An 18,084-nucleotide genomic window follows, 5' to 3' on the forward strand; every position below is an offset into this window, starting at 1 on the left:
GTTTGGGGTGGGAAAAAGAAAAAAGACCATTATCTTGAACAAAACGTTTGAATCATTTCCAGAAATATTTCATTTCCCTAAACCCTACATCCCAAAGCTTTTCATTCCCCTTAACGATTATCGTAATCTTACTTGCACGTTCAAGTGGAATTTCAAACATTTGTGGAAACAATTCCGGATAATTCAGTTGCTCCGTTCCAGAGCCGGATAATACCTCACGACCATCGACTAAAACTCGTATACTTCCATCACTATCCATTAAGTCCGGTATTCCATAATAAAATGAAAAAATAATCTCCTTCTTGGACGTATAAGTGTAGGTTTCACTTCCTTTGCCTTTGGCGCCAAATATATTATATCCAGGTTCGACGTTTTGACCGCTAACTTTAAAGCTGTACGGTTTTGTTCCCGCTGTTGTATGCCCGGAACTATTTTTCAGTTCATTTAAAGCTATAAAGGGACCCTCTGCTTTCGTGAACGTTTTCTCCACAATTCCGCAAATTGCTAATACCCCGATTAGAATAACAATACACGTGATACCGGTAATAGCCATATTTAGCCAAAAGTTTTTTGTTCGATACCCTAGTTTGTACGCTCCGAATCCGATGCTTGCGCCTAGAGAGTTTTGAATGGCATCGTTAATATCAAAGCTTCCGAGCAAAGTTAGTGCCTGTATGGTTTCGATCACGAGAATAGACAGGAAGAACAATGAAAAGAAACGAATAAACTTCACACGGAATAACAATGGAATCAATATGCCGAATGGAATAAAGGCTGCCACATTTCCTAGATCTACGAAATCCATCAGAGTAGGATGCAGAAAATCAGAAATCTTTGGCAAATGGTAGAACTCAATCGGAAAAAAAATAAAGGTGACCCCAGTCGTGCTTGCAGATGCACCTATTCTGCCGAAAGCGAAAAAAATAAAATATAGTATCAAAATAGTATAAAGAATAGTTACGGTAAAAATAACTGTACGTTTTTGTGGCAATGTTATTTTGCCCTTGGCAGTCATATAAAAACACCTCCTGAAACAGTGTATCAAAAGTCATGTTTAAAATACATGATTTACTATAACCGTTACAGATATCAATGGAACCTGATGACCCCTATTCAATACAGAGATCACCTTCTTAAGTCTGCCTAGCTTTTTTATGATTGTCCTTTACAAAGGGTACAGTCTAAAGAAGGAATGGCTCCTTTTTTGTGGAAATAATCGCACCTCTGGTTGTCTATCCGCTTCGTGGACAGGATTATCCTCCACACCGACTAAATTTTTTTACGGTCAATTCCACAAATTTATTGACAGACCTGTTTTAGGACCATTTTGCACAGTGGCAAATCGTGCAGGAGTGACCCTGCCACCTTTTCTAAAGAGTTGATTCATAAATGGTAATGAGGAGTATTTCATAGTACTGGAATCACTTTCTTCAAGTAGCTTGGCCTTATAAAAGTGTCTTTTACAAAGGGTACATTATAAATTTAAAGTCCTCTTTATAAATATATTTAGAATTTGAATCAAACGTTGTTCTTATGCCATTCTTCTCGATTTAATTCTCCGTTTATTGCGGCTGCGGATACAGCTCCTGAAGCAGCTGCAACAATAGATTGGTGCAAGTGTGTAGTTGCATCCCCAGCTGCATAAACACCAGGTACACTTGTTTTTCCAAACTCATCGACTTCAATTATTCCAGTATCCAACATCCGGCAACCAAGTGCGACAGGTAATTCCGATCCAAGTACCAATTCTGCCTTGAAGAAAATTCCTGTGCATGGAATTTCTGTTCCATCCTCAAGCTTAACATGCCTTACCATGCCTTGATTTGATTGGATGGAATGAATTGGTGAATGAAATAACGGGATATTATGCGCACGCAATTCTTCACGTTCTGCTTCACTTAATTCATTGGGACCATTTGTACAAACTACAAACTGCTTTGTCCACCCGTAAATCAATGGGACAAAATGCATTAGCGCTGCTCCTCTGTTTATGACAACTAATTGCTGATCTCTTAGTTCCCAGCCATCACAATACGGGCATACAAATGCGCTCTTACCATAGACCTCCGCCAACCCTGGTATGCCAAGATCGCGATCCTTCATTCCGATAGCAAACAACAGTTTTCTAGTGGCTATCTTCAACCCTGAAGCAGTTTCCAACAAAAATTGACCATCTTCACCTTCTATCAACTCGATAGTATCTTCCAAATGTGAAACTGACGGATAAGTGTGAAGCTGCGATTTAGCAATATTTCTAAATTCATGTGGGCTAATGCCATCACGTGTTAAAAAGGCATGAGCCTCTCTAGTCACTGCATTACGCGGTTGCCCCTCATCGATAATCAACGTCTTCTTCCTAGCCCGTCCTAGTATAAGTCCAGCGCTTAAACCAGCAGGACCTCCTCCAATAATAACAACATCAACTTCCTTCATGATTAACTCCCTTCCTCTTATTAGTTTAACTTTCCAAATGTGTATACGCCCAATAATTACTCTGTACATCTCATATGTAGTTAAGACCTAACCAGTACTACTGAAATACTGTATTCTCACTCTGCTACGATGTTACATGTTGGCATCACCTCCTTACATAAGAACTTATCCACTAGCTCATTCGACTTTTAAATAATTTGCACATCTTTGAAACATCATCGATAGGCGCTGATTTTACTCTGTATATAGATTTTTCAGTCATAAATCCCTAGTAAAATTCGATGACAGTCAGCGATATGAATATGCAGACTACGTACAGAAACTCTTCCTTAACTTTCGATCTCTTTCCTATAATCTTCCGGGGACATCGTTTCACAATACCGGATTAAAAATCGCTGTATCTTGAATCAACTTATACGGTCCTTTTATACATGTTCATTTTTGGATTCTCCTAATTTTTTATTATAATTTCATTAAAGACTATAGAGATATTTATTATCTATAATTGGTTGAAAGAATATGTGCTAGAAAACGATGTTCATTTCCCGCACAAGATCGGACATTTTTTTATTTCTCAAATGCTCTTCCATTTTTTCCTCTGCTTCCAATACTACTCTTTGAATCGGACAATCTGGTCCGTGATCGAAACTACAATCAAACAAAGAGGCAGATCCCTCAATCGCATGAATAATGTCAAGAAACGAAATATCCTCCCAATTTCGTTTCAGTCTGTATCCACCATTCACTCCTGTTATGGATTCAATCATACCAGCCTTTACTAGCTTGGTCAGTATCTTGGACAGATAAGTTGGTGACACCTTTTGCTTCTCAGCAAGCAGCTGAACGCCCACAGGTTTATCCGGAGTCGCTGCAGTAAGAAAAAGCATCGTATGTAGAGCATAATCTGTAGCCTTTGAAAACTTCATTCATCATCACCCTAATTAAGGATTTTATTTATCTATAATAACTTGAATGTTGTTAAACTCCAAGTATAATGCATGGGCTATTATATTATAACAGCTAGTCGAACTTCTTGAAAATGCTCTAATCATGACTATAAAACCCCATTTCTCTCGTTATGAATGGTAATGCTTCTCTTATATATTATTATGCAGACACATTACTACGATATTGTCAATCTATGCCCCCAACTTAATATAACAGCTTATAACCTATCCTTCTTTCTAATAATAGCTTGTAGAAATATTCTTTTAGTTCTTTTTTATAATTATTTATATATTTGGTTTGAAGGCTTCAATGATTTTCATACATTGTGAATTAAGTAGAGTTTTGGAATTTATTATTTGAAATAACAATTCTACGATGTAAACTCGATTTGTCTTTTCTGCTTATTTCATTCTAGCCTTGACTTTTATTAAATAGTCTATCAAATTTCAAGTAATGTAACATGTACTTTGCAAGTGTTATGATTGCAAAAATCAACATTAAAATTATTGTGATGGAAGCGCCTGGTGGTGTACCCAATTCATAAGAAGTGACTAAACCACTTAACATGCCGACAAGTGCAATGACCATTTCATTTAATTGACACCGTAGAAGCTTTTGCTTAAACGAAGCGATATAGCTGCAGGTAAAATGATAATGGCTGAGACAAGTAAAGCCCCGACAATCGGCATTATTACTGCTATTGTGACCCCTGTTAACACATTAAACAAAATCGACATCGTTTTAATAGGCAGGCCAGCTTTAAAAGCTGTTTCCTCATCAAATGTAAGAACATACATAGGTTTTCGATATATTAAATATAATAATCCGATAATTATCGTTAATCCTAGTAACATCCATATTTGTTCTTTGTGAATAGCAACAATAGAACCGAATAGAAATTGCGTTACACTTAATGTAATTCCACCAGCACTTATTTCCATCAGGACAAGCGCTACTGCCATTTCGACAGACATTAATATGGCAATCGAAATTTCAGAATATGTGCGATAAATTTGACGCAAAAATGCAAGCAGAGTTGCGATAATGATTACCACGAGAATATTGGTCCATGTCGGATTGATGCCAATTAACAGACCAAGCGCTACCCCTGATAACGAGACATGGGATAAAGTATCTGCCATTAGTGATTGCCTACGCAATACCAAAAACAATCCTAATATTGGAGTGATTAATGAGATTAAAAATGAAGCTTGGAAAGCTCTTTGCATCAATCCATAGAAAAACATCTCCAAGGTGAGTCCTCCTTCCGTATCAACTCAATGTGTTTATTAGCGTAGTGACGAATCTCTTCATGATCGTGTGTAACCATTAAGATACCCTTGTCATGCTCTGTACTATTGGTGCTTCAATAATTTATAAAATTCATTACGTGAACGTACATCCATTCCAATTGTAGGTTCATCTAATATAAACAAATCTGGATCTGTTGAGAACACACGAGCAATTGATATCCGCTGCTTTTATCCACCTGATAATTCCCCTATCTTTTTATGACGCATCTCCCACATTCCCACTGATTCAAGGGAACGACGAACATGCCCTTTATCTTCTTTATCTAACCTTTTAAACCATTTGCCTCTTTGAAAACGCCCTGACTGCACCAGTTCTAGTACAGTGCTCGGGAGATAGATGAGCTTGTTCAGCAATGTCTTTGATCGTGATGTCATCCAGCAGATGGGCTTCCATGTATTCGATTGTCTTTTGTAATGATTCTACCAGTGCCATATGGTTCACTCCTTTAATGGCATGTTACCTTATTAACTTCTCTAAATCCTGTCATTTTGCGCTCGATCCAGACAGTTGCCTTTACGTAATAAATCATACCAACATAAACCAAACGAATTAGTCAATTTTCATAACCTGTTAGCACAGCAAGTAGTCGATATTTTCTATATCTTTTTTTCAACTCATACCTTAACAATACATTGCCAGAATCAGAGGGAATACCCCGACCTCTCCGCTACTCAAATATGGGACTGGCTAAAGGAGCACGATCCGGAAATTGAAGTTGGGGAAAATACGGTAAGAAGCCGCATCCGGCCGCTGCGAAAGATGTACGGGAGCCCAAAGGAGGTGCAACAAAGGCAGTATGAAGCCGTTCCCAATCCCCCCCAATGGAACAAGAATCATGAATCCACTTTTCTAAAACTCATTTTTTGAAAGCATCGCAGTCAACAGATTCTTGATAGTTGATTCATTGCTTCATATTCTTTGTTTGATAACTCTAAAAGAATATCAGAAGCCTGATTTAGGAATAGTAATTCATGAGTCTCTCCAGCCTTATTAATAAGCTTAGATACCTCCTCCCACATAGGTGCGATTTTAGTAAATAGAATATATCCATTTTGTAAAGGAGTATAATCAACTATACTCAAACATTCTTTTAAGAAATCTCTATACATATTTCTAAATAGGGATTCTCCAGTTCCCCCTCGCTCCATTAGTGTGGCTGCTAAAACTAAATCATCCTCAATATTTTCACTTCTCTCAAACCACTTCTTAATCTCTACAATTGTTTTCTTAATACCTTTATAGCCCAAATTTTTGATAGGAGGATTCTTATAATCTAAAGCGTTATTTTTGATTGCTGTTATAATCACATCCTTTAAATTTGGCATATCCTCTTTTTTCTTAATGGTATAAGACAGATTTTTTGAGACATTGGACCTTTTTCGTTTCTTGCCAATGCCAAATTTTCAAGACTTGTTTTTACCATTCCCCCCTGTTGCTTTGTATCAATCAGGTAGGCAAAACTGTCGTCATATCCATACATTGCCACATAATGACCAGCAAATTGTACCTTATTAGTGAAGTAATAACTGTCAAGCTTTAAGTCTACTACAACTCCTTGATCTATGTTTTGTCTAACATGTTCCCAAGCCTCCCTTTTTATGTTCTTACTATTTTATTTAGCTGGACCTTTCATGTTTAATTACGTTTAACAGATAAGAAATGACTTTAAAAAACTTTATTTTTGTATTATTCATTATTTTGTTCGATCAGTTTTTATGGAATTGTAATAAAATAGAGTTTGACATTTAAAGTATTTCTTCTTTTGGTCCTTTATATTAAATATTATAAATGATTCTACCCAACTGTTAATATTCAGTTGTGTGAATCGATTTCATAATTGACGTTTTTGAAAATGGGTTGAGTTACCCTACGATGTTTTTTAATGTTTTTTTAAAAAGGTATTGCGATTTAATCACGCTGTTTTTAACGAATGTTGCTCCATTTCTAGTCTGATCCGGTCTGCGGCTAATTTTGAGGCATTGTAAACAAGCGTCACCAATTGGAAGTGAAGCCTGGCTTTCTTACCGGTCCGATGACGGACATTATTGAGTCCAAAGAATTCCTTTAAGTACGCATTAACCCGTTCAACAGCTGTGCGTTCCTTGTAAAGTTCATTCCACTTTTTCGAACCTCTAGCTGGATGTGTGTACTTGCGGATATCCGTCGATTGCCTGATCTTAAAGGTCATTTGACAAAGGGAATCGAGTCGCAATGGGCAAACTGTACATTCTTTTGGACGTGTGTATTTCAGTGTCTTGTACTTCTGGTCGAAGCTGTCGTAACGATAAGAATGTTCCCGGACGCATGTAGGTGCGAAATGTTCATCGTATCCAACTACTTCCCTTTCATTGCGCTGGTTATATGGGATGACAGCCTGTAGATTCTGATTGATTAATTGCTGATATATGGGCTCATAATCATAACCTGCATCGAAAAGACCGGCGGTAAATAAAGCTGGAAGATCCCGATCAATTTTCTTCAATAATGGGATGGCTGCCTTCCCATCATTGAGATTTCCTGACGTCATTATACCCGTTAGAATGTATTGACTCTTTGTGCTGACGGCTAAATGTCCTTTATAACCAAACCAGAAGGTATTTTTCCCATCACTGTTTTTCTTGATTCCCCATTTTGGTTCGATGGGAGCTTCTTTATACAACGTTTCCACTGATTCGGATAGCTGGTGAACAATCTCTTTCTCATAAATCGGGCGTGCGTTTTCGGCAGCCTGTTTTTCCTTTAACCATTGCTCTCGTTCCACCTTCGGCTTGCGTCCGCGCTTTTTCGGTGTCTGCTTTTCTTTCTTTTTGGAGGCTTGCGCACGATCTCTTGCCTCAAAATGCGTGGCATCGAAGGCGATGTTTTCATCGCTGATATGCCCCTCGTTGATGGCAAGTAGAATCAGTTCATCATGGATATGTGTCATCACATTTGATTCGCTGATGACAGTAATCATCCTTGAATAGGAGGCTTCAGATGGAATTTGGTCCGAGTGAAGAAACCCACAGTCATATCGAAAAACCGGGTCACGTTTTAACCGTTTGATTAGGTCCTTGATTGTCACGATACGCTCCACCACACGAGCGATAAGTGAATAGACCATGGCACCATAATTCAGTTCTCTTGGGGCACCTACTTTTTTTGGTTTATCGAAAAGATTCCAAAAAGGATTCAGATCGATTGTCGAAAAAACAGCCTCAAAGTGGTGGGTAGGTTCCAACTCATATAATTCATGCATGTCAAATAGGCTTGGTTGACGTATAATGGACATAGGGCATCTCTCCAGTCTGTTATGTTTGTGTGGTAACTTACATTATACAGGATTTGGGGAGGTGCCTATTTTTTTACGTTTTGAAAGCCTTGAGCCCCAAGGGCTCGGGATTATGAAATTAACTCGTGTTATTGTTTTTTTAAAAATTTTTCTCTGATTTTTGGCATTTTACAAAAAAACTTGTTGAAGGTAATGAAAGGGGAAATCATCACCCATCTTTGCAGTTTCGAAGAGAGTTGAGTGTATGGTACCGAACGGCAGGTGCGTTGTGCATTTAACGCTTTTTGTAAGCGAGTACTGAAAAATGAAGCAATCAACATATACAAAGAAAGGCAGAAACGGAGATAACATTTTCAAATTTAACACCGTTAGAAGAAAAACAGCTCTATACCTTAGACAAACACTAAAAGGGAGAAGAAATAGAAGGACTTCAAGTAGCTGGTAAGAGAATTACTCCTACACTTCTTGCAAAAGCGATGCATAGCTTGCCAGTTGAGAAGCGTACTATCATCCTACTATACTACTTTTTTAATCTTTCTGATGTAAAAATTGATCAATTGTTCAACATTCCACGTTAGTACTGTACAGTATAGGCGAACGAGTTCTTTAAACCGTTAAGACGTTTTTTGGAGGAACATGCAGATGAATGGGATGATTAATACTAATACGGAAAGAAATGAGCGTGGCTTGTTGCCGTATCCAATCATTTTAGCTGCAAATAAGGGTGAGCTAGAAGCAATGAAAGTAGTTGTTCTACATTATAGAAGCTATATGACAAGTTTATACATGTGTAAGCTCCGTGATGAACAAGGAAACACTTATTGGGGCATCGATGAAGATACACGCGAACGCTTACGAACGAAGCTTATGCAATCTGTTTTAGCTTTCAAAATTTGAATACAGAACGGTTAGGTTTTCCCTTTCATTAATCATATATTTGTTCTTTGACAAAGAAAGCACGGAAGATTACGCCGTGCAGTATAAGCAAAAAATCAGATACGTTCTACTGATGATGAGCCACTTGATTCATACGCCATGACTTTCGTTAGAAACGAGCGATAATCTATGAATCTAATGTAATCGTGGTGGATTGCTGGCGATAACCCATCAGTTAGGATAATGATACTCCCCTATCGTCATGGTTCGAGCGTTTGAACCGTCGCAAGCTATGAGTAGGGCTGGAAGAAATACTTGCAGGGGTGAAATTCCCGTGGAGCTGCACCAGCAGCCGTCTGATTTTTGATATTCAATTTAGCAAGATAGGTTAAAGTAACTATCAAGTTATGACATTAAATCCTTTTAATTTTAGTGCAAGAGCCAAATTCACGCAACGTATTAGAATTAGTTTTATAGACGCGATATAATAATAGACAGATATCAAATAGCATATCCTAGTCTATGGAAAGGAGTTCATATGGTCACAGTCACTAAAAAAGACTTGATAGCACTAGGTTATGGTCCCTCTTTTTCAGCTGATATCATTAGAGAGTGTAAAAAACTAATGATTTCAAAAGGGCATACGTATTATCAATCTAAAAAGTTAGATCGTGTTCCTAAAGAAGCTGTAGAGGAAGTATTAGGGATAACTTTAGATGTGTGATTTGTACTTCTTGCACTAATTGCGTAAGGAGTGAAATCATGACTAAAGATATCGTCAAAAAGGCAAAGAACGGAACTTATTATTTTAGGGCAAATTTAGGATATCACCCCATCACTGGCAAGCAAATTCAGAAGTACCGCAGTGGTTTTAAGACAAAAAAAGAAGCAAGGGAAGAATATTCGAGGTTACTGCTTACAAAGTCAGACGCATTAGAAGAAAAGCAAGATGACGTTTTATTCCAACATTTTATTGAAGATATTTTCTTACCTTGGTATAAAACACAAGTAAAAGGAAGAACGTACGATAATCGATTACCAACTGTAAGAAAACATTTCACTTTTTTTAATAACTTAATCACAACAGAAATTACCCCGATTCATGTTCAAAAATGGCAATTAGCGTTATCTAAAAAGAAGTATCGTTCTTCTTATATTAGAAATGTTCAAGGGTTGTTTTCTATGGCAATGGATCGAGCTGTTGTTTTAGGGTTAGCTGAAAATAATCCATCAAAAATTGTAGGTAATGTGAAGAAAACAAAGACAAAAATAGACTTTTGGACAAAAGAGGAATTTGAAAAAGTCATCTCTCTTTTCTATAAAGAAGATTATTATCAATATTTTTTATTTATTTCATTGTGGTTTTTATTTATGACAGGCATGCGAATTGGAGAAGCCACTGCGGTTCAATGGGAAGATATTGACTTTGACAAAGGTCTGTTATATATCGATAAAACACTTTACTATAAGAATTTGGATAATTATTCTTTTGTAGAACCAAAAACAAAGGCTAGTGTTCGTCATATTGCATTAGATGGAGATACATTAACGTTACTCCGCGAATGGAAGGACGTGCAGCAATCTGTCGTTCAAACCAATTTTGTAATGAGCTATAATGGTGTCCCCACACAAAAGCATACGTTAGCGAATGCCATTACACGTTTTTCAAAAAAAGCTGGGGTTCATCGAATTAGATTACATGCTTTAAGACATTCTCACGCTTCTTTGCTTATTAGTATGGGCGAAAACCCATTAATCATTAAAGACCGCCTAGGGCATGAAGATATTGAAACGACACTTGGCACCTACGGACATTTGTATCCAAACAGTAACTTTGAAGTAGCCTATAAATTAGAAGGTATTATGTCTTACCAAACAGCAACAGAAAATGAAGATACTTCACCCAAGAATCAATTCACTGCTCGTTACCTACGTAAAGGTTTAAAAACAAATAATGCAATAACAATGCAATGAAAATAGAGTAAAGAGCCGAAACCCTTGTAAACAAAGGGGTTTCAGCTCTCCTTCTACTACTCCCACTCAATCGTAGCAGGCGGCTTACTCGTCACATCATAAACCACTCGATTAATATGATCCACTTCATTCACAATACGTGTAGAGATTTTTTCCAAAACGTCCCAAGGGATACGTGCCCAGTCTGAAGTCATTCCATCAATCGATGTAACGGCACGGATACCAATGGTGTAATCATATGTTCTTGCGTCTCCCATTACGCCAACACTTCTAATATTAGGAAGAACGGTGAAGTATTGCCAGATATCACGATCTAGTCCTGCTAAAGCAATTTCTTCACGTAAAATAGCATCTGATTCACGAACCATTTCTAATTTTTCTTCCGTTACTTCTCCTAGAACACGAATGGCAAGTCCTGGACCTGGGAAAGGCTGACGCCATACGATATGATCCGGAATTCCTAATTGAGTTCCAAGTTCACGAACTTCATCTTTGAATAAAGTATTCAATGGTTCAATCAATTCAAATTGCATATCTTCTGGAAGTCCACCAACATTATGGTGTGATTTAATCGTTTGAGCTGTTTCTGTACCACTTTCAATAATGTCTGTATAAAGCGTACCTTGTGCTAAAAAGTCCATATCTTTTAGCTTAGCTGCTTCATCATCAAATACATAAATAAATTCGTTACCGATAATCTTACGTTTCTTCTCAGGATCGTCTACACCTTTAAGTTTAGATAGGAAGCGATCTTTTGCATCGATTTTAATAATATTCATATGGAAATCATCTGCAAATACTTTCATTACATCATCCGCTTCATTTTTACGAAGCAAACCATGGTCAACGAAAATACAAGTTAGTTGATCCCCAATCGCTTTGTGAATAAGCGCAGCAACAACAGAGGAGTCAACCCCACCACTTAGCGCACATAACACTTTTTTATCGCCAACTTTGCTCCTAATGTTCGCCATTTCTTGTTCGATAAAGTTTTCAATCGTCCAGTCCCCAGCACTCTCACATACATTAAATACAAAGTTTCTTAAAACATCATTTCCGTATTCCGAATGTCTTACTTCTGGATGGAACTGCACTCCGTATAATTTTTTATTCGTATTACTCATTGAGGCAATCGGGGTGGAGGAGCTTGTTGCATCCACTTGGAATCCCTCAGGAACAGCAGTTACTTTATCCCCGTGACTCATCCAAACCGTTTGACTAGCTGGAGTGTCTTTGAAAAGAACAGGTTGTCTTTCTAAATCAATAAGTGCTTTTCCATATTCACGGTTCTTCGATCTTTCTACCTTTCCACCATAATGAAGTGCCATCAATTGCATTCCGTAGCAGATGCCTAAAATAGGAATATCTAAATCAAAAATTCCTTCATCTGGACGGAAACTATTTTCCCCATATACACTATGCGGTCCACCAGAAAGAATAATTCCCTTAGGATTTAATTTTTTAATTTCTTCTGCTGTCATTTTATGAGAGTGTAGTTCACTGTATACCCCAAACTCCCTAATTCGACGAGTAATTAATTGATTGTACTGACTACCAAAATCAAGCACCAAAATCATTTCTTCATTTCCCATAAAATTTGCTCCTATCTATTTAAAAAAGTAATCTTAAGCACCAATTCTACAATTATTATTCCACGAAAATAAAAATTAAGTAAAAAAAAACTTGAATTTCCCCTTTTCATAGTAAAAAACTAGAAAAAGGCAGAAATCCAAGTTTTCACCAAACCATTTAGATTTTCTGCCTTCATAGTCAGAGTATTTACGGTACTCCGGTAGAAACTTTCGAACCATATTATCGAGGATATACGAAAGGCCAAATACAATTTCTTTTATTCTACTAATCAACGTTGACTAGGTCAACCCATTATGTGATTGATTAAATCTTTCCATAATTTCGTTAGTTCCATAGAATGTTTCTCAGGAAACTCATTTCTATAAAGAAGCTGTTCATAGTAATTCGTTAGTTTACCCATTTCACTTGTTCCGTAATGGTCATCTACCATTCTTGCAAATTCTCTTAACGTCTGATCTGGCGCCTTTATATGACCTTTACGTTGTAAAAGCTTCATGACATGGTGGTACGCTTCTTGGAATGTCTCTAGGTCTGGGGTTTTATCCATTTTATACGTAACCCGCTTCGTTCGCAACTGATTTCTAAATAAATAAAGAAACACTACTGCTATAACAACAATAATTAGAATAAGCCAACCCCAATTACCTAAGCCGTTCGTATCATGACTTTCCGGTAAAAGGTTAAGAGCTGTTTCCGCTTCTTCCTCTTCCTGCTCTTCCGTTACTTGCTCCTCTTCTTCTACGGAATCTGCCGACGCGTCTAATGCCTCTTCGTCCGCTTCCGTGACTACTTGAGACTCTCCTAAGTAAAAATCTGCTGAATTAGAAAATCCCTGAGTTGGTTCAAATGGCACCCAACCATATTCAGGAAAATATACCTCTACCCAAGAGTGTGCATTGGCATTCGTAATTTGGTACTGATCCGGTTCATTGCCAGAGTTGCTTTCTACTAAATCACCACTTGTAAAACCTTTTACCCATCTTGCAGGTATATCAAGGGTTCTAAGCATCACGACCATCGATGTTGAAAAATTATCACAGTACCCTATTTTTGAATCAAATAAAAATTGATCCACATAATCTTCATTTCTCTGAGGTACTGGAATATCCTCCGTCTTGTATTCATATCCATTTTGGTTAAAATACTGTTCAATCGCCCTGGCTTTGTCATAACGATTCGATTCATTTGCCGTTATTTCTTCTGCTAAATCCACTACTCTATTTGGTAAGGTAGATGGCAATTGTGTATATTTATCCAAAATATCTATAGGGTCTTCTTCTGAACTACTTTTCAATTGATTCATTGCAAAGGCTGGTTTGTCATATTGAATTTGATAAATCAAGCCGGAATTCGTATCATTTGTGGTTTGAACGGCACCAGAATTAGCATCTAATGAAAATACAGTTTGCGCGTCTTTTACGTCTTTAACTTGTTCGATTCCATATGGATACATTAATTTTTCAATCGATTGGTTATGAATTTCCACGGTTCCAGTTAATTTTTCCGTTTGGACTTGATCTGTAAATGTTTCTAAATCTATCTGACCATTTACTTGTTCCACAAACGTTGGATTCTCCGATAACTCCCAGCCTTTTCCTGTATATAAATCCTTTATTTCGATTCGCCAGTAATGTTGGTCATCGACATAAGCTGTAAAAACAGGGCTTTTATCTGGGACAAATGACCCTCCAAGTCTAGAGTCATCCTCTCCATAACCTACTTTTTTAACCGTGTTACCAAAACTTTCCCCCGCCTCTTCAGCTGCACTAGAAATAAAAGGAACCGGATCCGGCCATTGTGGATCGATTTTCGGCGCAACAAATCCAATCAAAGTAGCAAAGCCGATGATGGCCAAAAGTGGAAGCAACCAAGATTTTACCTTCTTCATCCACTCGAACCCAATCGAAACATGGGCAAATTCCTTTAACAAATTACAAATCGCTAAGGCAATTAAAGAAATAATAAATGCTCGTACAATCGATGTCGTTGCATCATACATGGTAAAAGTATCAAGTACGGTAATATAAATGAAGGTTAATAAAACAAACAGAAAGATTCGCTTCGTTTGGACAAACCAATAATGAAGTAAATAACTCATTAAAGCGATTAAAATAAAAAATAAGAAACTACGAAAAGTCGAAGTCAATGTATCGTAATTTTGAGAAATAAGGGCATCCACATTAAACGAAAACTCCTGAATCAATTGCGCTATCCAAGTGAGACTGAAAAGGAATGATTGATCAAAATATAGCCAATGTATCAGAAAAAGAAGGACAATTCCTTTAACCGGAAATGACAACCACCACTTTATTTGTAGGAACGTGATAAGAAAACAGAAGTAAGCATAGAAGATAAACACACGTATACTTTCCGTATCTGTCATATCATGTAAAGGATATAACCATTCCCAAAATAAAAAACAGCCACAGAGATATAAGAACGGGGTATAGATCATAGTTGATTTACTTTTTAATAAAGCTTTCATCTTATATCCACCTCAATTGGCCTTTTTACTAATTTTTCTTCCGTAATGATTTGGATCCCTATTCCTTCCGTTTTAAATCGTTGTAACGTTAATCGATCAGCCTCAGAAATGAACGTGGATGATTGTATAAAAATGACCACAACCTGTTTCATTCGCTTACTCAATTGTTCCATCGTTTGTTTGAATATATCATCCATATAGGTCGTCATCACAAACACCATATCTCCATGGTTCATACGCGGAATTTGTTCCTTTAATCGTACTCCAAATGACTGCCTTCCAGCTAGTTGGATTGTAGCCAAATGTTCCACCGCTTCATTAGTGGCTTAATAACATCACTAACAATAGTTGTAGAACCAGCAATAAAGAATGAATCTGCGCAAGAAAGAATCGTAGCAATTAATACGATAAACATGATAGCTCCAAACCAAAATGGAATAGAACCGAATATGACATCATAATAAATAAGTTCTGGCTTGTCCGTTACAATGTTCAGACCAGCTTTAGCAAAGACTCCTATAAAGATGATAACCACTCCAGTAAGAAGTACAAAGAAACAAGCTAACCAGTTGGACATGACAGATACTTTAATATTTTTCGCTGCCCATACTCTTTGCCATGTATCTTGCCTTACTAATGTAGCTGCTCCAATGGTCAAAAATGGTATAAGAATCTCTGCCACCCCAGCATTAGTTGGACTTAAAAAATCAGTCATTCCCAGAGAATTAACATTCACGGAGACATTTTCCCATCCACCAGTTAAAAAATAAACACAGACACCCAGGGCAATGATTCCAATGGTTTGAACGGTTCCCTGAATGGCGTCCGTCCAAATAACAGCTGTAAGTCCCCCTAAATAGGTTTTCAACGTGATAAATACACAAGATATTAAAATACCAATCGTCATATCCAAACCAAAAACAAGATTAAATACGGTTGCCATTGCTACAAATTGCATACCAGTAAGAGCACCTAAAGCAGCGATATTCCCAATAAATGCAGGGTATCGCGCTGCATTTCCATATCGATAGGCAGCATAATCTCCAACAGAAAATAATTGTTGTTCATCTCCAACTTTTCGAACGCGCTTCACAAAAAATAATGTGAAGATTGCTAGTGAAAATGCAAGGGAAATAACTAACCATATTCGTCCCATACCAAGTAGGTAGGCATCCGTCATAAACCCAAGTAAAGTAGATCCTCCTACAGCTCCACCGACTATTGTTAAAATCATCGGTGTAAGCGGCATCGCTCGCCCACCCATATTATAAGATTCATACGTTCTTGCTTTTCTATAAAAATAGTATGAGTACCCAATAATACTGAAAGCGTATACAGTTAATGGTATTATTAATATTGGTTTTGCTGATTCATTAATTAGCATCGTTTATTTCTCCTTTTAATAGGTTTTAAATGATATGCTCCAGGATTTAAACATGTTGTTTCTGTCCGTAACTTTCACTTAACTAACATATTGATATAAGCCATAAAAGATATAGCGTTTAAATTCCGTATTCCCTCAACTTTGATCTTAAAGGAATACTTCTTTGCATAACCTAACTCGCACCATCCCAATCGGAAATGATGTGGGTTGTTTGAATTGAGTATGTTTGAAGGCAGTCAAAACACATCAGTGGGGGTTTTCCTTCATCCCCCACTGAATGTTATTTGAACTTATCAAGGCGCTACTGGCCGCCCGCCCACACTTAGACTTCTTGTTTAAATCGACTTCTTGAAGTGTGGTCTTACAGCCAGTTAAGACGTGATAAGTTTATTTCAGTAATTTAAATGCTATATTGATAAATGCCTTTACACCTATTTCTAATGCATCTTCATCGATGGTATAACGCGGGTGGTGAATCGGATACACCATACCTTTTTCCTTGTTACCATCACCTACATAAAAATAGGTCCCTGGAGCTTTCTGTAAAAATACAGAAAAATCTTCACCTGGCATAATCGCTTTTGCTTTTTGTACATTTTCCTCACCAAATACTTCAATGAGTGATTCACGGACTTGACCCGATACTTGTTCATCATTTATTACTGGAAGGTACCCTTTTTTGTATTGGAATTCGTAAGTCGCTCCGTGCGCGTCTGTAATTCCTTTGATGATTCGTTCCATTACATTTGGAATAGTGCCTAGAAGCTCCGTATTAAAACTTCGAACCGTTCCACCTAATTCAATTGTCTCAGGAATGACATTATAAGCTGCAGTACTATCAACTGCACCGCTATTAATTTTGGTCACTGATAACGCTAGTACATCAAAAGGATCAGTATTTCTTGATACAATGTGCTGCAGATTAGAAACGACTTGGGAAGCAATGGCCAAGCTGTCAATGGTTTCGTGGGGGGAAACGCCATGTCCGCCTTTTCCGATAATTTTAATATCGAAATTATCAACTGCGGATTGCATGGGTCCTGAATCTACAGCCAATGTGCCAGTCTCCATTGTAGGCAAAAGGTGTAAACCGATAACTTTATCAACACCATCCATCACGCCAGCCTCAACCATTTGTATTGCTCCTCCAGGAGGTAGCTCTTCTGCATGTTGGAATAAAAATCGAATCTCCCCATTTATTTGATCCTTTAGACCGGATAAAATTTTAGCCGTACATAACAACATGGCCGTATGCCCGTCATGTCCACAAGCGTGCATGACACCCGGATTTTTAGAAACGAATTCAAATGTATTTTCCTCCTGGATTGGTAAAGCATCCATATCGGCACGGAATGCGATCGTTTCCCCGGGATGTTCGCCAACTAAGCGGACCATTACACTTGTTGTTGTTGTTGGGCGTGTAACCTCAAGGTTCCCAAACGATTGCAGCGTTTCATAAACAAACTGGGAAGTCTCCTCTTCATGGAAAGACAATTCGGGATTCTGATGTAAATGACGTCTCCATTTCACCATTTCTTCCTTATTTTGTTCGACAAAGCCTGCTATATCATCTAGTATTGCTCTCATTACCATTTCTCCTTTCCGATATCTTAATTTTTGATGATGCATCCATTTATCATTGCTCGGCATCTACAACTATATATGCAATTTTCATGCCAATATTAAATGTCCTAATTACCAAAATAATGGATAAATTCAAATAGAATACAACTTATTTTTGCGGGATAAAAGTAAAAGGTGAACCAAAATCAGCTCATTTCCCTCAACACTGATTTATATTTGGTT

The 18,084-nt window shown here is 37.5% G+C and carries 16 protein-coding genes, 2 pseudogenes and 1 riboswitch; of the genes and pseudogenes, 4 read left to right on the top strand and 14 right to left on the bottom strand.

Annotation, left to right across the window (positions count from 1 at the left end):
• Positions 1-52: 52 nt before the first annotated feature.
• Positions 53-1,015 (bottom strand): VanZ family protein, encoded by a 963-nt coding sequence (locus ACFQ18_RS06710; protein WP_077735391.1) that lies wholly within the window; start codon positions 1,013-1,015, stop codon positions 53-55.
• Between ACFQ18_RS06710 and ACFQ18_RS06715 the strand changes: the two genes are divergently transcribed.
• The gene (locus ACFQ18_RS06715; RefSeq protein WP_328799779.1) at positions 983-1,147 is read left to right on the top strand and encodes an IS3 family transposase; all 165 of its coding nucleotides are present in this window, start codon (positions 983-985) and stop codon (positions 1,145-1,147) included. The two genes, ACFQ18_RS06710 and ACFQ18_RS06715, sit on opposite strands and share 33 nt — an antisense overlap.
• Positions 1,148-1,518: 371 nt before the next feature.
• On the opposite strand, the gene ACFQ18_RS06720 is transcribed toward ACFQ18_RS06715, so the two are convergent.
• The 8 genes and pseudogenes from ACFQ18_RS06720 to ACFQ18_RS06755 all read right to left on the bottom strand — a co-directional run bounded on the left by ACFQ18_RS06720 (position 1,519) and on the right by ACFQ18_RS06755 (position 7,966).
• Positions 1,519-2,433 carry an NAD(P)/FAD-dependent oxidoreductase gene (locus ACFQ18_RS06720; RefSeq protein ID WP_018705598.1) on the bottom strand — a complete coding sequence of 305 codons (915 nt, stop codon included), beginning with the start codon at positions 2,431-2,433 and terminating at the stop codon, positions 1,519-1,521.
• A 524-nt stretch (positions 2,434-2,957) separates the two neighbouring features.
• Complete coding sequence (locus ACFQ18_RS06725) at positions 2,958-3,359, bottom strand: RrF2 family transcriptional regulator (protein WP_018705597.1); 402 nt, start codon at positions 3,357-3,359, stop codon at positions 2,958-2,960.
• Positions 3,360-3,792: 433 nt separating this feature from the next.
• Positions 3,793-4,634 (bottom strand): annotated as a pseudogene (locus ACFQ18_RS06730) (metal ABC transporter permease).
• Positions 4,610-5,024, bottom strand: a pseudogene (locus tag ACFQ18_RS06735) (metal ABC transporter ATP-binding protein); the annotation flags it as partial. The pseudogenes ACFQ18_RS06735 and ACFQ18_RS06730, both read right to left, overlap by 25 nt.
• Positions 4,966-5,127, bottom strand: a complete 162-nt coding sequence (locus ACFQ18_RS06740; RefSeq protein WP_018705595.1) for a helix-turn-helix transcriptional regulator — start codon at positions 5,125-5,127, stop codon at positions 4,966-4,968. The gene ACFQ18_RS06740 and the pseudogene ACFQ18_RS06735, both read right to left, overlap by 59 nt.
• A 446-nt stretch (positions 5,128-5,573) precedes the next feature.
• Positions 5,574-6,089: a DUF4872 domain-containing protein gene (locus ACFQ18_RS06745; RefSeq protein ID WP_306291998.1), complete on the bottom strand. Its 516-nt coding sequence runs from the start codon at positions 6,087-6,089 to the stop codon at positions 5,574-5,576.
• Positions 6,008-6,295: a BtrH N-terminal domain-containing protein gene (locus tag ACFQ18_RS06750; RefSeq protein ID WP_077735397.1), complete on the bottom strand. Its 288-nt coding sequence runs from the start codon at positions 6,293-6,295 to the stop codon at positions 6,008-6,010. The genes ACFQ18_RS06745 and ACFQ18_RS06750 overlap by 82 nt, the downstream gene beginning before the upstream one ends.
• A gap of 312 nt (positions 6,296-6,607) precedes the next feature.
• Positions 6,608-7,966: an IS1182 family transposase gene (locus tag ACFQ18_RS06755; RefSeq protein WP_018705594.1), complete on the bottom strand. Its 1,359-nt coding sequence runs from the start codon at positions 7,964-7,966 to the stop codon at positions 6,608-6,610.
• 642 nt (positions 7,967-8,608) lie between these two features.
• Here ACFQ18_RS06755 and ACFQ18_RS06760 point away from each other — a divergent pair.
• From ACFQ18_RS06760 to ACFQ18_RS06770, 3 genes are all read left to right on the top strand, one after another.
• Positions 8,609-8,863, top strand: a complete 255-nt coding sequence (locus tag ACFQ18_RS06760) for a helix-turn-helix domain-containing protein (protein ID WP_018709271.1) — start codon at positions 8,609-8,611, stop codon at positions 8,861-8,863.
• Positions 8,864-9,380: 517 nt separating this feature from the next.
• Positions 9,381-9,566 carry a DUF3173 domain-containing protein gene (locus ACFQ18_RS06765; RefSeq protein ID WP_018709270.1) on the top strand — a complete coding sequence of 62 codons (186 nt, stop codon included), beginning with the start codon at positions 9,381-9,383 and terminating at the stop codon, positions 9,564-9,566.
• A 38-nt stretch (positions 9,567-9,604) separates the two neighbouring features.
• Positions 9,605-10,816, top strand: coding sequence for a tyrosine-type recombinase/integrase (locus ACFQ18_RS06770; RefSeq protein ID WP_077113175.1), 1,212 nt, complete (start codon positions 9,605-9,607; stop codon positions 10,814-10,816).
• 56 nt (positions 10,817-10,872) lie between these two features.
• Here ACFQ18_RS06770 and guaA read toward each other — a convergent pair whose 3' ends face one another.
• The 5 genes from guaA to ACFQ18_RS06795 form a co-directional block, all read right to left on the bottom strand.
• Positions 10,873-12,408 (bottom strand): glutamine-hydrolyzing GMP synthase, encoded by a 1,536-nt coding sequence (gene guaA, locus ACFQ18_RS06775; RefSeq protein ID WP_204797944.1) that lies wholly within the window; start codon positions 12,406-12,408, stop codon positions 10,873-10,875.
• A gap of 155 nt (positions 12,409-12,563) precedes the next feature.
• Positions 12,564-12,665, bottom strand: a riboswitch (purine riboswitch).
• Between the two features lie 27 nt (positions 12,666-12,692).
• Positions 12,693-14,894: a transglutaminase TgpA family protein gene (locus ACFQ18_RS06780; protein ID WP_204797945.1), complete on the bottom strand. Its 2,202-nt coding sequence runs from the start codon at positions 14,892-14,894 to the stop codon at positions 12,693-12,695.
• The gene (locus ACFQ18_RS06785; RefSeq protein WP_047185524.1) at positions 14,891-15,196 is read right to left on the bottom strand and encodes a hypothetical protein; all 306 of its coding nucleotides are present in this window, start codon (positions 15,194-15,196) and stop codon (positions 14,891-14,893) included. The genes ACFQ18_RS06780 and ACFQ18_RS06785 overlap by 4 nt, the downstream gene beginning before the upstream one ends.
• Entirely contained in the window at positions 15,178-16,278 is a 1,101-nt protein-coding gene (locus ACFQ18_RS06790) for a sodium:solute symporter family protein (protein ID WP_052771734.1), read from the bottom strand. Before ACFQ18_RS06790 ends, ACFQ18_RS06785 begins: the two co-directional genes overlap by 19 nt.
• A 387-nt stretch (positions 16,279-16,665) precedes the next feature.
• Positions 16,666-17,865, bottom strand: coding sequence for an amidohydrolase (locus ACFQ18_RS06795; RefSeq protein ID WP_204797946.1), 1,200 nt, complete (start codon positions 17,863-17,865; stop codon positions 16,666-16,668).
• Between the last annotated feature and the right edge of the window lie 219 nt (positions 17,866-18,084).

It is taken from the genome of Oceanobacillus caeni (assembly GCF_042678465.1).
GTDB classification, from domain to species: Bacteria; Bacillota; Bacilli; order Bacillales; family Amphibacillaceae; genus Oceanobacillus; species Oceanobacillus caeni.

What these genes read in the sequence shown, in the direction of transcription:
- ACFQ18_RS06710 (WP_077735391.1), bottom strand. Translation starts at nt 1,015, where the DNA reads ATGACTGCCAAGGGCAAAATAACATTGCCACAAAAACGTACAGTTATT.
- ACFQ18_RS06720 (WP_018705598.1), bottom strand. Translation starts at nt 2,433, where the DNA reads ATGAAGGAAGTTGATGTTGTTATTATTGGAGGAGGTCCTGCTGGTTTA.
- ACFQ18_RS06725 (WP_018705597.1), bottom strand. Translation starts at nt 3,359, where the DNA reads ATGAAGTTTTCAAAGGCTACAGATTATGCTCTACATACGATGCTTTTT.
- ACFQ18_RS06740 (WP_018705595.1), bottom strand. Translation starts at nt 5,127, where the DNA reads ATGGCACTGGTAGAATCATTACAAAAGACAATCGAATACATGGAAGCC.
- ACFQ18_RS06755 (WP_018705594.1), bottom strand. Translation starts at nt 7,966, where the DNA reads ATGTCCATTATACGTCAACCAAGCCTATTTGACATGCATGAATTATAT.
- ACFQ18_RS06760 (WP_018709271.1), top strand. Translation starts at nt 8,609, where the DNA reads ATGAATGGGATGATTAATACTAATACGGAAAGAAATGAGCGTGGCTTG.
- ACFQ18_RS06765 (WP_018709270.1), top strand. Translation starts at nt 9,381, where the DNA reads ATGGTCACAGTCACTAAAAAAGACTTGATAGCACTAGGTTATGGTCCC.
- ACFQ18_RS06770 (WP_077113175.1), top strand. Translation starts at nt 9,605, where the DNA reads ATGACTAAAGATATCGTCAAAAAGGCAAAGAACGGAACTTATTATTTT.
- guaA (WP_204797944.1), bottom strand. Translation starts at nt 12,408, where the DNA reads ATGGGAAATGAAGAAATGATTTTGGTGCTTGATTTTGGTAGTCAGTAC.
- ACFQ18_RS06780 (WP_204797945.1), bottom strand. Translation starts at nt 14,894, where the DNA reads ATGAAAGCTTTATTAAAAAGTAAATCAACTATGATCTATACCCCGTTC.
- ACFQ18_RS06790 (WP_052771734.1), bottom strand. Translation starts at nt 16,278, where the DNA reads ATGCTAATTAATGAATCAGCAAAACCAATATTAATAATACCATTAACT.
- ACFQ18_RS06795 (WP_204797946.1), bottom strand. Translation starts at nt 17,865, where the DNA reads ATGAGAGCAATACTAGATGATATAGCAGGCTTTGTCGAACAAAATAAG.